Here is a 12,980-nt window from a genome sequence, read left to right as displayed (position 1 = left end):
CGCCCCCGCCCTGGCCGACGAGGGCATCCACATCATCCGCTGGCCCGAGCTGACCGAGAAGGAACAGGCACGCCTGTTCACCCTCTTCCGCCAGCAGATCTTCCCGGTCCTCACCCCGCTCGCCGTGGACCCGGCCCACCCCTTCCCGTATATCTCCGGCCTGTCCCTGAACCTGGCCGTCGTCGTACGCAACCCGGTCACCGGCCACCGCCACTTCGCGCGCGTCAAGGTGCCGCCGCTGCTCGCCCGCTTCCTCGAAGCCTCGCCGCAGCGCTACGTGCCGCTCGAAGACGTGATCGCGGCGCACCTGGAGGAGCTGTTCCCGGGGATGGAGGTGCTCGCGCACCACATGTTCCGGGTCACCCGCAACGAGGACCTGGAGGTCGAGGAGGACGACGCCGAGAACCTCCTGAAGGCGCTGGAGAAAGAGCTGATGCGGCGCCGCTTCGGGCCGCCCGTGCGCCTGGAGGTCGAGGAGTCCATCGACCCGTACATCCTCGACCTGCTGGTGCGCGAGCTGAAGGTGTCCGACGCGGAGGTGTACCCGCTGCCGGGGCCGCTCGACCTGACCGCGCTGTTCGGGATCTCGGCGCTGGACCGGCCCGAGCTGAAGTTCCCCAAGTTCATCGCGGGCACCCACCGCGATCTCGCCGAGGTGGAGTCCGCCTCGGCGCCGGACATCTTCGCCGCGCTGCGCGAGCGCGATGTCCTGCTGCACCACCCGTACGACTCGTTCTCCACCTCCGTCCAGGCGTTCCTGGAGCAGGCGGCGGCCGACCCGGACGTCCTCGCCATCAAGCAGACGCTGTACCGGACCTCGGGCGACTCGCCGATAGTCGACGCGCTGATCGACGCCGCCGAGTCGGGCAAGCAGGTCCTGGTGCTGGTCGAGATCAAGGCGCGCTTCGACGAGCAGGCGAACATCAAGTGGGCGCGCAAGCTGGAGGAGTCCGGCTGCCACGTCGTCTACGGCCTGGTCGGGCTGAAGACGCACTGCAAACTCTCCCTGGTGGTACGGCAGGAGGGCGAGAACCTGCGCCGCTACAGCCACGTCGGCACCGGCAACTACCACCCGAAGACCGCGCGGCTCTACGAGGACCTCGGGCTGCTCACGGCGGACCCGCAGGTCGGCGCCGACCTCTCCGACCTGTTCAACCGGCTGTCGGGCTACTCGCGCAGGGAGACCTACCGCAGGCTGCTGGTCGCGCCGAAGTCGCTGCGCGACGGGCTGGTCGCCCGGATCAACAAGGAAGCCGCGCACCAGCACGCCGGGCGCCCCGCCTACGTCCGGATCAAGGTCAACTCGATGGTCGACGAGGCCGTCATCGACGCCTGTTACCGGGCGGCGCGGGCGGGCGTGCCGGTGGACATCTGGGTGCGCGGGATCTGCGCGGTACGGCCGGGGGTGGCCGGGCTCTCGGAGAACATCCGGGTCCGTTCGGTGCTGGGGCGCTTCCTTGAGCACTCCCGGGTCTTCGCCTTCGGCAACGGCGGCGAGCCCGAGGTGTGGCTGGGCAGCGCCGACATGATGCACCGCAACCTCGACCGCAGGATCGAGGCCCTGGTCCGGATCTCCGACCCGGCCCACCGCGCGGCCATCACCCGGCTGCTGGAGACCGGCATGTCCGACTCCACGTCCTCCTGGCACCTGGGCGCGGACGGCAACTGGACGCGGCACTCCACCGACGCGGAGGGCCGGCCGCTGCGGAACGTACAGGAAATGCTCATTGACGCCCGGAGGCGCCGGCGTGCAGCACCATGAAGCGGACACCGACCGCGCCACCGCCCGCGCCACCGACCGCCCCGGCGACCGCGCCGCCGCCCGCGCCGCCGTCCCGGTGAGCGCGGAGGACCTGACCGAAGGACTCGGCGAAGGACTCGGCGGGGAAATCGGCGGCGGACTCAGCGGGGGCGACCTGCTCGCCGGATATCTGCACTCGCGCGCCGGTGACTTCCTGCGCGGACTGCGGCTGTACGGCGAGAGCGGCGCGGACACCGCGTCGGCCGACGCGGCGGCCCGTACGCTGCGCGGCGCGGCGCGGCGGATCGGCGGCGGGCTGCACACGTTCCGGCCGCTGCTGGACCCCGGCTGGGCCGACTCGTTCCGTACGGAGCTGGGCTGGCTCTCCGGCACCCTCGCCCAGGAACACGCGTGCGCCGCGCGGCTGCGGCGGCTGCTCGGCGCGCTGGCCCGGCTGTCGGGCGGCGGGCCGGGCGAGGCCGGTGGGGCGACGCTGCCCGGGGCCCGTACGGAGACGCCGCCGCAGGGGCCGCCCGCGGCCGGTCCACCGCAGGGCTCGCTGACCGTCGGGGCGTCACGGGCGGGCGCGCTGCTCGAACGCCAACTGACGCTGGCCCGCACCCGCGCCCACTCCACGACCCTCCAGGCGCTCGGCTCTTCGCGCTTCCACGCGGTGGCCGACACCGTGGCCGTGCTCGCCTCCGAAGTGCTGCTGTCACCGCGCGCCGAGGCGCCCGCCGCCGATGTCCTGACCGCCTCGGTGGCGGCCACCGAGCACCGGCTGCTGGACGCCGTGGCCGCACTCCCGCTGGCCCGCGCGGCCCATCCGTACAACTCCGACGCCCTCGTGCACGGCCTGGCCACCGCCGCCGACGGCGAGGCGCAGGACGCCCCGTGGCACCGCGTACGCCGCCTCCTGCGCATGCACCGCTACGCCCAGGAGGTCTGGTGCGAGGGCCTGCCCCCCGACCCTGCGCTGCACGCGGCGGGCCAGGCCCTGGACCGCCACCGCGACGCCGCCGAAGCCGCCGCCGCCGCCGCGAACGCGGCCCGTACCCCCCGGATCGCGCCCGCGACGGCCTACGCGCTCGGCGTCCTCCACGCCGACCAGCGCCACGAGGTCGAGGCGGCGCGCTACGCGTTCCAGCAGCTCTGGCAGCAGACGGGGGCCCGCCGATGACTAGGGCGTGTTTCGAAAGTCCCGTACGCGCGGCGGGCTGCGTCCTGTGGCGCCGGTCGCCCTCGGGAGCGGGCGGGATCGAGATCTGTCTGGTCCACCGGCCCAAGTACGACGACTGGTCCCACCCGAAGGGCAAACTCAAGCGCGGCGAGTCCCTTCTGCCCGCGGCGCTCCGCGAGGTGCTGGAGGAGACGGGCCACCACTGCGCCCCCGGCCCCCTGCTGGACACCGTCCGCTACGAGGCCCAGGGCCGCCCCAAGGAAGTCACCTACTGGGCGGCCGAGGCGTCCACGGGCACGTTCACCCCGAACGACGAGGTCGACGAGGTCCGCTGGCTCCCGCCGCCCGCGGCCCGCCCACGCCTCACCCAGCCCAGGGACCGTCTCCTGCTGGACGCGCTGCTGGCCTCGCTGCACCTGACCTGAGCGGGCGCCCGCGCGCCGTACGGGCCGCGGAGGCCGGTTTCGCGCGCGGTCAGGCGTCCGACGCGGGCAGCGGCCCGCTCTTCGCACCGGCACCGCTCTCGGCCCCGGCCTGCCGCCCGTCGGCCCGCTCCTCCGCCGCCCGCTCCTCCTCCGCCCGCTCCGCCTGCGCCTCCTGCTCCTTCTCGTCCTCCGGCTCGTCCTCCGGCACCGCCTCCTCGTGGAGTTCGCGCAGGAACCAGGTCATGACGAACCCGACCAGCAGCACCGCGCCGCCGACGAGGAACATGACGTGGAAGCCGTGGGCGAAGGACTCCGTCACCGGCTGGAGCAGCCGAGGGTCCACGCCGTTCAGCAAGGACGTGTCATCGAGGTCGATCCCCGCGCCGTGGCCCGACTCGACCATCTTCAGGAAGCGGTGGTTGGCGGGGTCACCGGTGATCGCGGGGTCGGTCAGGACGCTCTCGAAGCGGGAGGTGCGCACCAGGTCGGCAAGGCGGCCGAGCGCCACCGCGAACATCACGGAGAACAGGACCACGATGCCGGTGGAGCCGCCGATCTGCCGGCACAGGCCGGAGGCGCCGTTCGCCACGCCCAGCTGGCTCTTGGGTGCCGCGTTCTGCATGGCCAGCGTGATGACGGTCTGGGACAGGCCGATACCGACGCCGAGCCAGAGGACGATCAGCACGATGACCCACATCGGGGTCGGCGCATCGGCGGTGGCCATGGTCAGCATCGCGCCGGCCATCGAGCCCAGGCCGACGACGGCCAGCTTCTTGAACCGGCCCGAAGACGCGATGAGCTTGCCGGAGACCACCTGGGAGGCGATGGTGCCCAGCATGAACGGGATCACCACCAGCCCGGCCTGGGTCGGGCTGCGCCCCTGCACCATCTGGAGAAACAGCGGCAGAGTGGTGACCGTACCGAAGATGCCGACGCCGATCGTGAAGTTGACCGCCGACGTCAGAGCGATGCCGCCCCGCCGGAAGAGCCCCAGCGGCAGGACGGCCTCGTCGCCCCGGCGCAGCTCGACGGGGATGAAGACCGCCAGCCCCGCCACGCCCAGCGCGAGGAGGCCGAGGGCGGCAGGCGAGCCCCAGCCCCAGACGCGGCCCCGCTCCGCCAGGATCAGCAGGGGCACCAGGCACAGCGTCAGAGCCGCCGCGCCCAGCACGTCCATGCGGTGCTCGCGCCGCTCGTGCGGCAGGTTCAGCGCCTTGCGCACGGTGACCAGGGCCAGCAGGCCCAGCGGCACGTTGAGCAGGAACACCCAGCGCCAGCCGTCGATGCCGAGGACCTCGCCCGCCCCCGCGAAGAAACCGCCCGCCAGCGGGCCGACGACGCTGGCCACCACCCAGGCCATCTGCAGGAAGGCGAAGTAGCGGCCACGCTCGCGCACCGGCGCCAGGTCGGCGACCACCGCGGTGGGCAGGGACATCAGCCCGCCGCCGCCCAGCCCCTGAACCGCCCGGAAGAGGGCCAGCTCCCCCATCGAACCGGCCGTCCCGCACAGCACCGAGCCGCCGAGGAACACCACGATGGCGATCAGGTACAGGGGCTTGCGCCCGTACATGTCGGACAGCTTGCCGTAGAACGGCATCGCCAGGACGGAGGCGATGAGATAGGCCGTCGTCGCCCACGCCTGCTCGGTCTGCCCCTGGAGGTCGTCCGCGATGGTGCGCATCGCGGTGGCGACGACCGTCTGGTCGAGCGCCGCGAGGAACACCGCCAGCAGCAGCCCCGACATGGCCGTCAGGATCTGCCGGTGGGTGAACGCACCGCCCGCCTGCTCGGCCGTGGCCGCCGGGCCCGGATCTGCGGATGACACGGTTCCTCACTCTCCGGGCCGGCGGTCCCGGCCCCGTCATGCGCGCGCCGTTCGCCGTCGGCACCGAGGTCGGATACCGAGCGTAATCATCGGCGGCTGTTTTGACAAGGTCTTGTCGTTCTCCGACGGGAGCATACGCTGTGTCCATGGATTCCTCAGCCGCTGACCTGGACGCCCTGATCGAGGTGACCGCCGAGGTGTTCGCGGTCAACGGCCGTCTGCTCCGTGAAGGCGACGGCCTGACCGCGCACGCGGGGCTGACCTCGGCGCGCTGGCAGGTGGCGGGACTGCTGCTGGAGGGTCCCTCGACGGTCGCCGGTCTGGCCCGCGAGCGGGGGCTGCGGCGGCAGGCGGTCCAGCAGACCGTCGAGCGGCTGAAGGCGGAGCGCATCGTCACGACCCGGCCCAACCCGCAGGACCAGCGCAGCCCCCTCGTCGAACTCACCGCACACGGCCGGCAGGCGCTGGACGACCTGCGCCCCCTGGAGCGGCAGTGGCTGGAGTATCTGGCCGAGGACGTCCCGGTCGAGGACCTGCGCGTCGCGATCGGGGTGCTGCGCCGACTGCGGGAGAAGCTGGACGCCCGTCCGGCGTCGGAGTTCGCGACCGGGCCGCGGCCCGCCTGAGCAGCCGCCGCCGCGCCCCGCCGGAGCGTCGAATCCGCCTCCAAACCGCCTTGAACTCCGAAGGCCACGCTGTGCCTCGACTCGCTCGTGCCGCCCCCGGTGGCGCGACGGCGGCAGAGGAGACTCCGTGTCCAAGATCCATGACGCGCGACGCGTCGTCATCACAGGGATAGGCGTGGTGGCCCCCGGAGACGTGGGCACCAAACCGTTCTGGGAGATGCTCACCGCGGGACGCACCGCTACCCGGCTGATCTCGTCCTTCGACGCCTCCCCCTTCCGCTCCCAGGTGGCGGCCGAGTGCGACTTCGACCCGGCGGCCGAGGGGCTGAGCCAGCGGCAGGTACGCGCCTGGGACCGCACCACGCAGTTCGCGTACGTGGCCGCGCGGGAGGCGCTGGCGGACAGCGGGGTGACGGGCGAGGCGGACCCGCTGCGCACCGGCGTCATGGCGGGCACCGCCTGCGGCATGACGATGAGCCTGGACCGCGAGTACGCGGTGGTCAGCGACGAGGGCCGGCTGTGGCACGTGGACGACGCCCATGGGGTGCCGTACCTGTACGACTACTACGTGCCCTCGTCGATGGCGGCCGAGATCGCCTGGCTCGCCGAGGCGGAGGGCCCGGCCGGGGTGGTCTCGGCCGGCTGTACCTCGGGCATCGACGTGCTCACCCACGCGGCGGACCTGGTCCGCGACGGCGCGGCCGACGTGATGGTGGCCGGGGCGTCCGACGCCGCCATCTCCCCCATCACGGTGGCGTGCTTCGACGCGATCAAGGCCACCACGCCGCGCAACGACGCGCCGGAGAGCGCGTCCCGGCCGTTCGACCGCACCCGCAACGGCTTCGTCCTGGGCGAGGGGGCGGCGTTCTTCGTCCTGGAGGAGTACGCGCACGCCAGGCGGCGGGGGGCCCGCGCGTACGCGGAGATCGCCGGGTCCGCCACGCGGTGCAACGCGTACAGCATGACCGGGCTCCGCTCGGACGGGTGGGAGCTGGCCGAGGCGGTGAGCAGCGCGCTCGACATCGCGCGGCTGGACCCGTCGGAGGTGGACTACGTCAACGCCCACGGCTCGGCGACCAGGCAGAACGACCTCCACGAGACGGTGGCGTTCAAACGGAGCCTGGGACCGCACGCGTACTCCGTTCCGATCAGCACCATCAAATCGATGATCGGTCACTCGTTGGGGGCCGTCTGCGCGCTGGAAGTCGCGGCCAGCGCCCTGACCATCGCGCACGGGGTGATCCCGCCCACCGCCAACCTGCGGGAGCCGGACCCCGACTGCGACCTGGACTATGTGCCGCTGACCGCCAGGGAGGCCGCGGTGTCCACCGTGGTCTCCGTCGCCAGCGGGTTCGGCGGCTTCCAGAGTGCGATCGTGCTCACCGAGCCGGGGCGGCGGCGGTGACCGGTCGGCTCGCCCCGGCCCCGGCCACCGGGACCGCCCCCGGGACCGCCCCTGGGACCGCCGCCCCCGGGACCGGCACCTGGCGTCCCTGCGGACGTCACCGGCCGGTGGTCACCGGCCTCGGTGTGGTCTCGCCCAACGGGCTGGGCACCGAGCGGTACTGGGCCGCGACGCTGCGCGGCGACAGCGGGATCGGCCGGATCACCCGGTTCGACCCGTCCGGCTACACCTCCTCGCTGGCCGGGGAGATCACGGACTTCGACCCGGCGCGACTGCCGAACCGGCTGCTGCCGCAGACCGACCTCATGACCAGGTTCGCGCTGGTCGCGGCGGAGGAGGCGCTGAACGACGCGGGCGCGGACCCGCGAGCGATGCCCGACTTCGCGGCCGGGGTGGTCACCGCCGCGTCCGCGGGCGGCTTCGACTTCGGCCAGCGGGAGCTGGAAGCGCTGTGGAGCAGGGGCGGCGCCCACGTCAGCGCGTACCAGTCCTTCGCCTGGTTCTATCCGGTCAACTCCGGTCAGATCTCGATCCGGCACGGTATGCGGGGCCCCGGCGGCGCGCTGGTGGCCGAGCAGGCCGGCGGGCTGGACGCCGTGGCCAAGGCACGGCGCCATGTACGGGACGGGACACCGCTGATGCTCACCGGCGGTGTGGACGGTTCGCTGTGTCCGTGGGGCTGGCTGTGCATGACCCGCTCCGGCGGGCTGACCGGCCGGACCGATCCACACCGCGCGTACCTGCCCTTCTCCCCCGACGCCTCCGGATACGTGCCGGGCGAGGGCGGGGCGCTGCTGGTCCTGGAGGACCCCCGGGCCGCCGCGGAGAGGGGGGTCCGGCGGATCTACGGGCGGATCGCCGGATACGCGGCCACCTTCGACCCCCGTCCTGGCTCGGGCCGGAAACCGGGGCTGGGCAGAGCGCTCCGGCTGGCGCTGGACGACGCCGGGATCGGCCCGGCGGACGTGGACGTGGTCTTCGCCGACGCGATGGGCGTTCCGACGCTCGACGCGGTGGAAACCCAGGTGCTGGCCGCCGAGTTCGGCCCGCGCGGGGTGCCGGTGACGGCGCCGAAGACGATGACGGGACGGCTGCTGGCCGGCGGCGCCTCCCTGGACCTGGCGGCGGCGCTGCTGTCGCTGCGCGACCAGGTCGTACCCCCGACGGTGCACGTGGACAGCGGCGACGTCCCGGACACGCTGGACCTGGTGGTCGGCGCTCCCCGGTCGGCGCGCCTGCGGCACGCGCTGGTCCTGGCCCGCGGTCACGGCGGGTTCAACTCCGCGATGGTGGTGTGCGGCCGGGACTGAGAGCCCGTGCCGCCCCCGCCGCCGCCCTTCCGCGCCTGCCCACACACACAACGAAACCGCCTACCCCGATGCGCCGACTCCCCGAAAGGTAGGACCGCCATGCCCCTGCTCACCGTTCCCGACCTGCTCACCCTGTTGCGCGAGTGCGCGGGCGAGGAGGAATCGGCCGACCTGGAAGGCGACGTCGAGGATGTCGCCTTCGACGCCCTCGGCTACGACTCGCTGGCGCTGCTGAACACCGTGGGGCGCATCGAGCGCGACTACGGGATCCGGCTCGGGGACGACGCGGTGGAGAGGGCCACCACGCCGCGCGCCCTGATCGAGCTGACCAATGCGGCGCTCACCGGCGCGTTCCCGTCCGCGGGCGGCGCCGCCCGGGACAAGTGAGGACCGGCCGATGTGCGGAATCGCCGGCTGGATCGACTTCGCACGCGATCTGGCGCGGGAACGGGCGACGGCGTGGGCGATGACCGACACCATGGCGTGCCGGGGACCGGACGACGCGGGCCTGTGGACCGGCGGCCACGCGGCGCTCGGCCACCGCAGGCTGGCGGTCATCGACCCGGCGCACGGGCGGCAGCCGATGCACCGCACGCTGCCGGACGGCACGAGCCACGTCATCACGTTCAGCGGGGAGATCTACCACTTCCGTGAGCTGCGGGCCGAGCTGGAGTCCCACGGGCACCGCTTCCGCACCCACTGCGACACGGAAGTGGTGCTGCACGGCTACGCCCGGTGGGGCCGGGGGCTCGTGGACCGGCTGGACGGCATGTACGCCTTCGCCCTGTGGGACGAGGCCCGGCAGGAACTGCTGCTGGTCCGGGACCGGATGGGGGTCAAACCGCTCTACTACCACCCCACCGCCACCGGTGTGCTGTTCGGCTCCGAGCCGAAGGCCGTACTCGCGCACCCGGCGCCGCGGCGCCGGGTGACGGCCGAGGGGCTGTGCGAGGTGCTGGACATGGTGAAGACCCCCGGCAGGACCGTCTTCTCGGGGATGCGCGAGGTGCTGCCGGGCGAGGTGGTCACCGTGCGGCGTACCGGCGTCACCCGCCACCGCTACTGGACGCTGCGGGCGCGTACGCACACCGACGACCTGGCGACCACCGTCGCCACGGTGCGCGAGCTGCTGACGGACGCGGTGCGGGGCCAGTTGGTCTCCGACGTGCCGCTGTGCGCGCTGCTCTCCGGCGGGCTGGACTCGTCGGCGGTGACGGCGCTGGCGACGCTGACCGGCGGCGGTCCTGTCCGTACGTTCTCGGTGGACTTCGCCGGCTCGGACACCCGGTTCCAGCCGGACGCCGTACGGGGCGACACGGACGCGCCGTACGTCCGGGAGATGGTCCGGCACGTGGCGGCGGTCCACACGGAAGTGGTACTGGACAGCGCGGATCTCGCGGCGCCCGCGGTGCGCGCCGCCGTTCTGGGGGCCACCGACGTGCCCCCGGCCTTCTGGGGCGACATGTGGCCGTCGCTGTACCTGTTCTTCCGGCAGGTGCGGCAGCACTGCACGGTGGCGCTGTCCGGCGAGGCGGCGGACGAACTCTTCGGCGGCTACCGGTGGTTCCACCGGTCGGCGGCCGTCGACGCCGGCACCTTTCCGTGGCTGACCTCCGGTTCGGCCCGGTACTTCGGCGGCCGGGGCCTGTTCGACCGCGGGCTGCTCGACAAGCTCGACCTGCCGGGCTACCGGCGCGACCGGTACGCGGAGGCCCGCGAGGAGGTTCCCGTACTGCCCGGCGAGGACGCGCGGGAGGCGGAGCTGCGCCGGGTGGCCTACCTCGGTCTCACCCGCTTCGTGCAGACGCTGCTGGACCGCAAGGACCGGATGAGCATGGCGACCGGTCTGGAGGTGCGGGTGCCGTTCTGCGATCACCGGCTGGTCGACTACGTCTTCAACGTGCCGTGGGCCATGAAGTCCTTCGACGGGCGGGAGAAGAGCCTGCTGCGGGCCGCGGTGCGCGACCTGCTGCCGGAGTCGGTGGCCACCCGGGTCAAGACGCCCTACCCCGCCACGCAGGACCCGGTCTACGAGCGGCTGCTGCGCGACGAACTGGCCGCGCTGCTCGCCGACCCCGGCGCGCCGGTCCGCGACCTGCTGGATCTCGGGCGGGCGCGCGACCTGCTGCGGCGGCCGGTCGGCGCCGTCAGCCGACCGTACGACCGGGGTGGTCTGGAGCTGGTGCTGTGGATGAACAGCTGGCTGGTGCGGTACGACGTCAGCCTGGAGCTGTGAGCGGCCCCGCCCGGCCGCCCGCCGACGGCGCGCACGCGGATGTGTGCGTCGTCGGCGGCGGCCCGGCCGGGCTGACCCTGGCGCTGCTGATGCTGCGCTCGGGGGCGCGGGTGACGCTGGTCGAGCGCGGACGCTCACTGGAGCGCGCCTACCGGGGAGAGATCCTCCAGCCCGGCGGGCAGGCCCTGCTCGACGCGCTCGGTGTCCTGGAGGGTGCCCGGCGGCGTGGCTGCTACGAGCACGACGGCTTCCGGCTGGAGGAGCGTGGCAGGACTCTGGTCGACGGGGACTACCGGCAGCTGCCCGCCCCGTACAACTGCCTGCTCAGCCTGGCGCAGCGGCACCTGCTGACCGACTTGCTGGAGCGCTGCCTGGCCCACCCGCGCTTCACCTGCCTGACCGGCACCAAGGTCAACGGGCTGGTGGAGGAGGGCGGCGTGGTGCGCGGTGTGGTGTGCGGCGGCGGGGCGGACGGGCGGGTGGTGCGCGCGGACTGCGTCGTCGGCGCGGACGGGCGGTACTCGACGGTCCGCAGGCTGGCGGGCATCCCGTACGACCGTATCGAGCTGTTCGACCAGGACGTGCTGTGGTGCAGGATCACCGCTCCCGCCACCCGCACGGTGCGCGTCTTCCGGGCCGGCGGGAACCCGGTGCTGGCCTACACGTCCTTCCCCGACCGGGTACAGCTCGGCTGGACGCTGCCGCACCAGGGCTATCAGCCGCTGGCCCGGCGGGGATTCGCGCATGTCAAGGGACTCATCCTGGCGGCCGTGCCCGAGTACGCGGACGAGGTGGACCAGCAGGTGCGGAGCTTCGGGGACGTGTCGCTGCTGGACGTGTTCGCCGGCTCCGCCCGACGGTGGGCGCGCGACGGCCTGCTGCTCATCGGCGACAGCGCGCACACCCACGGCCCGATCGGCGCCCAGGGCATCAACCTCGCGATCCAGGACGCGGTCGCCGCGCACCCGGTCCTGTGCGAGGGGCTGCGGCGCCGGGATCTGAGCGCGCGCTTCCTGAACGCGGTCGCGGCGCGGCGCCGCCCGGAGACCGCGCGGGCGACGCGTGTCCAGGCGATGCAGAGCCGGATGATGCTGTCGACCGGACGGGTCTCCGCGGTGGTCCGCCCGAAGGCGGCGATGCTGGTCTCGCGCACCCCGGCGTACCGCTCCGTCCTGCGGCGCATCGCCTACGGCGACCGGGCCCTGCGGGTCCGCTCCGACCTGTTCCAGTCGGACCTGCTCCAGGAGGGCGGGCCCGCGCCCGGCTGACCTCCGTCCGGCGGGCGACACGAGGAACGGCTGCACGGTGAGCGGCTACTCGGGGACCTTGCTCACGAACATGTGCAGGTAGGAGTTGACCGGGCGGATCTCCTCCAGGTGCAGCCCCGCCTGCTCCACCAGCGCGCTCAGCCCCGCCCCGGTGTGTTTCCTGCCGCCGACGTTGAGCAGCAGGAGCAGGTCCATGGCGGTGGTGAACCGGGTCTCGGGACTGCCGTCGACCAGGTTCTCCACCACCACGACGCGGGCCCCGGCGGGGGCCGCCCCGGCGACGTTGCGCAGGGTCCGCACCGTGCTCTCGTCGTCCCACTCCAGGATGTTCTTCAGCAGGTACAGGTCGGCGCCCTCCGGCACCGAGCGTCGGCAGTCACCGGCGACCAGCCGGGCCCGGCCGGTGAGTGCGCCGCCCTCGCGCAGCCGCGGGTCGGCGTCCGCGACGACCTTCGGCAGGTCGAAGAGGGTGCCGCGCAGCGTCGGGTACTTCTCCAGCAGGGTGGCGAGCACCATGCCCTGGCCCCCGGCGATGTCCACCATGGAGCCGACGCCGTCCAGGTCGAGCGCGTCGGCGAGGGCACGGGCCGACAGCACGCTGGACTGGGTCATGGCCTTGTCGAACACCTGGGCCGACGCGCGGGCCCCCGGGGTGTGCAGCCAGTCGAAGAACGCGGTGCCGTACAGCCCGGTGAACTCCTCCCGGCCGGTGCGCACCGCGTCCGCCAAGTGCGGCCACAGCGCCCAGGTCCAGGGCTCGGTCGCCCACAGCGCCGAGTAACGCAGGCCACGCGGGGCGTCCTCGCGCAGCAGCCGGGAGGCGTCGGTGTGCGTGAACCGGCCGTCCGGGAGTTCGGCGAAGACGCCGTACGCGGCCAGGGCGCGCAACAGGCGCTCCAGCGCGCCCTGGTCGGCCCGCACCGCCTTCGCGAGCGTACCGGCGTCGGCGGGCTCGTCCCCGAGG

General features: G+C 73.4%; 11 protein-coding genes. 9 read left to right on the top strand and 2 right to left on the bottom strand.

Annotated elements, in window-relative coordinates; all coding sequences use genetic code 11:
• The 3 genes from DVH02_RS25020 to DVH02_RS25010 form a co-directional block, all read left to right on the top strand.
• A partial coding sequence (locus DVH02_RS25020; RefSeq protein WP_114626094.1) for an RNA degradosome polyphosphate kinase occupies window positions 1-1,762 on the top strand: 1,762 nt, incomplete at its 5' end.
• 91 nt (window positions 1,763-1,853) lie between these two features.
• The gene (locus tag DVH02_RS25015; RefSeq protein ID WP_407697677.1) at window positions 1,854-2,921 is read left to right on the top strand and encodes a CHAD domain-containing protein; all 1,068 of its coding nucleotides are present in this window, start codon (window positions 1,854-1,856) and stop codon (window positions 2,919-2,921) included.
• Window positions 2,918-3,346 (top strand): NUDIX hydrolase, encoded by a 429-nt coding sequence (locus DVH02_RS25010; protein ID WP_114626093.1) that lies wholly within the window; start codon window positions 2,918-2,920, stop codon window positions 3,344-3,346. The genes DVH02_RS25015 and DVH02_RS25010 overlap by 4 nt, the downstream gene beginning before the upstream one ends.
• A gap of 49 nt (window positions 3,347-3,395) precedes the next feature.
• Here the strand turns inward: DVH02_RS25010 and otr(B) are convergent, their stop codons facing one another.
• Entirely contained in the window at window positions 3,396-5,171 is a 1,776-nt protein-coding gene (gene otr(B) / locus DVH02_RS25005; RefSeq protein WP_114626092.1) for an oxytetracycline resistance efflux MFS transporter OtrB, read from the bottom strand.
• 146 nt (window positions 5,172-5,317) lie between these two features.
• Here otr(B) and DVH02_RS25000 point away from each other — a divergent pair, with 146 nt between their 5' ends.
• The 6 genes from DVH02_RS25000 (at window position 5,318) to DVH02_RS24975 (ending at window position 12,016) form a co-directional block, all read left to right on the top strand.
• Complete coding sequence (locus DVH02_RS25000; RefSeq protein WP_114626091.1) at window positions 5,318-5,797, top strand: MarR family winged helix-turn-helix transcriptional regulator; 480 nt, start codon at window positions 5,318-5,320, stop codon at window positions 5,795-5,797.
• Window positions 5,798-5,933: 136 nt separating this feature from the next.
• On the top strand, window positions 5,934-7,202 hold the full coding sequence (gene oxyA / locus DVH02_RS24995) for a tetracycline polyketide synthase beta-ketoacyl synthase subunit OxyA (RefSeq protein WP_114626095.1): 1,269 nt from the start codon (window positions 5,934-5,936) through the stop codon (window positions 7,200-7,202).
• Entirely contained in the window at window positions 7,199-8,512 is a 1,314-nt protein-coding gene (locus DVH02_RS24990) for a ketosynthase chain-length factor (RefSeq protein ID WP_407697676.1), read from the top strand. The genes oxyA and DVH02_RS24990 overlap by 4 nt, the downstream gene beginning before the upstream one ends.
• Window positions 8,513-8,611: 99 nt before the next feature.
• Window positions 8,612-8,899 (top strand): acyl carrier protein, encoded by a 288-nt coding sequence (locus DVH02_RS24985; RefSeq protein WP_114626089.1) that lies wholly within the window; start codon window positions 8,612-8,614, stop codon window positions 8,897-8,899.
• A 10-nt stretch (window positions 8,900-8,909) separates the two neighbouring features.
• Window positions 8,910-10,748, top strand: a complete 1,839-nt coding sequence (gene asnB / locus DVH02_RS24980; protein ID WP_114626088.1) for an asparagine synthase (glutamine-hydrolyzing) — start codon at window positions 8,910-8,912, stop codon at window positions 10,746-10,748.
• Window positions 10,745-12,016: an FAD-dependent monooxygenase gene (locus DVH02_RS24975; RefSeq protein WP_114626087.1), complete on the top strand. Its 1,272-nt coding sequence runs from the start codon at window positions 10,745-10,747 to the stop codon at window positions 12,014-12,016. The genes asnB and DVH02_RS24975 overlap by 4 nt, the downstream gene beginning before the upstream one ends.
• A 45-nt stretch (window positions 12,017-12,061) precedes the next feature.
• On the opposite strand, the gene DVH02_RS24970 is transcribed toward DVH02_RS24975, so the two are convergent.
• The coding region (locus DVH02_RS24970) for a methyltransferase (RefSeq protein WP_114626086.1) at window positions 12,062-12,980 on the bottom strand (919 nt) is incomplete at its 5' end.

It is taken from the genome of Streptomyces corynorhini, assembly GCF_003346515.1.
Classification (GTDB): domain Bacteria; phylum Actinomycetota; class Actinomycetes; order Streptomycetales; family Streptomycetaceae; genus Streptomyces; species Streptomyces corynorhini.
Note: the sequence above shows the minus strand (reverse complement) of the source record. Positions and strands in the feature narration are given on the sequence as shown.

Excerpts from the sequence above, each read along its gene's own strand:
- DVH02_RS25000 (WP_114626091.1), top strand. The coding sequence starts at position 5,318 with ATGGATTCCTCAGCCGCTGACCTGGACGCCCTGATCGAGGTGACCGCC.
- DVH02_RS25010 (WP_114626093.1), top strand. The coding sequence starts at position 2,918 with ATGACTAGGGCGTGTTTCGAAAGTCCCGTACGCGCGGCGGGCTGCGTC.
- DVH02_RS24985 (WP_114626089.1), top strand. The coding sequence starts at position 8,612 with ATGCCCCTGCTCACCGTTCCCGACCTGCTCACCCTGTTGCGCGAGTGC.
- asnB (WP_114626088.1), top strand. The coding sequence starts at position 8,910 with ATGTGCGGAATCGCCGGCTGGATCGACTTCGCACGCGATCTGGCGCGG.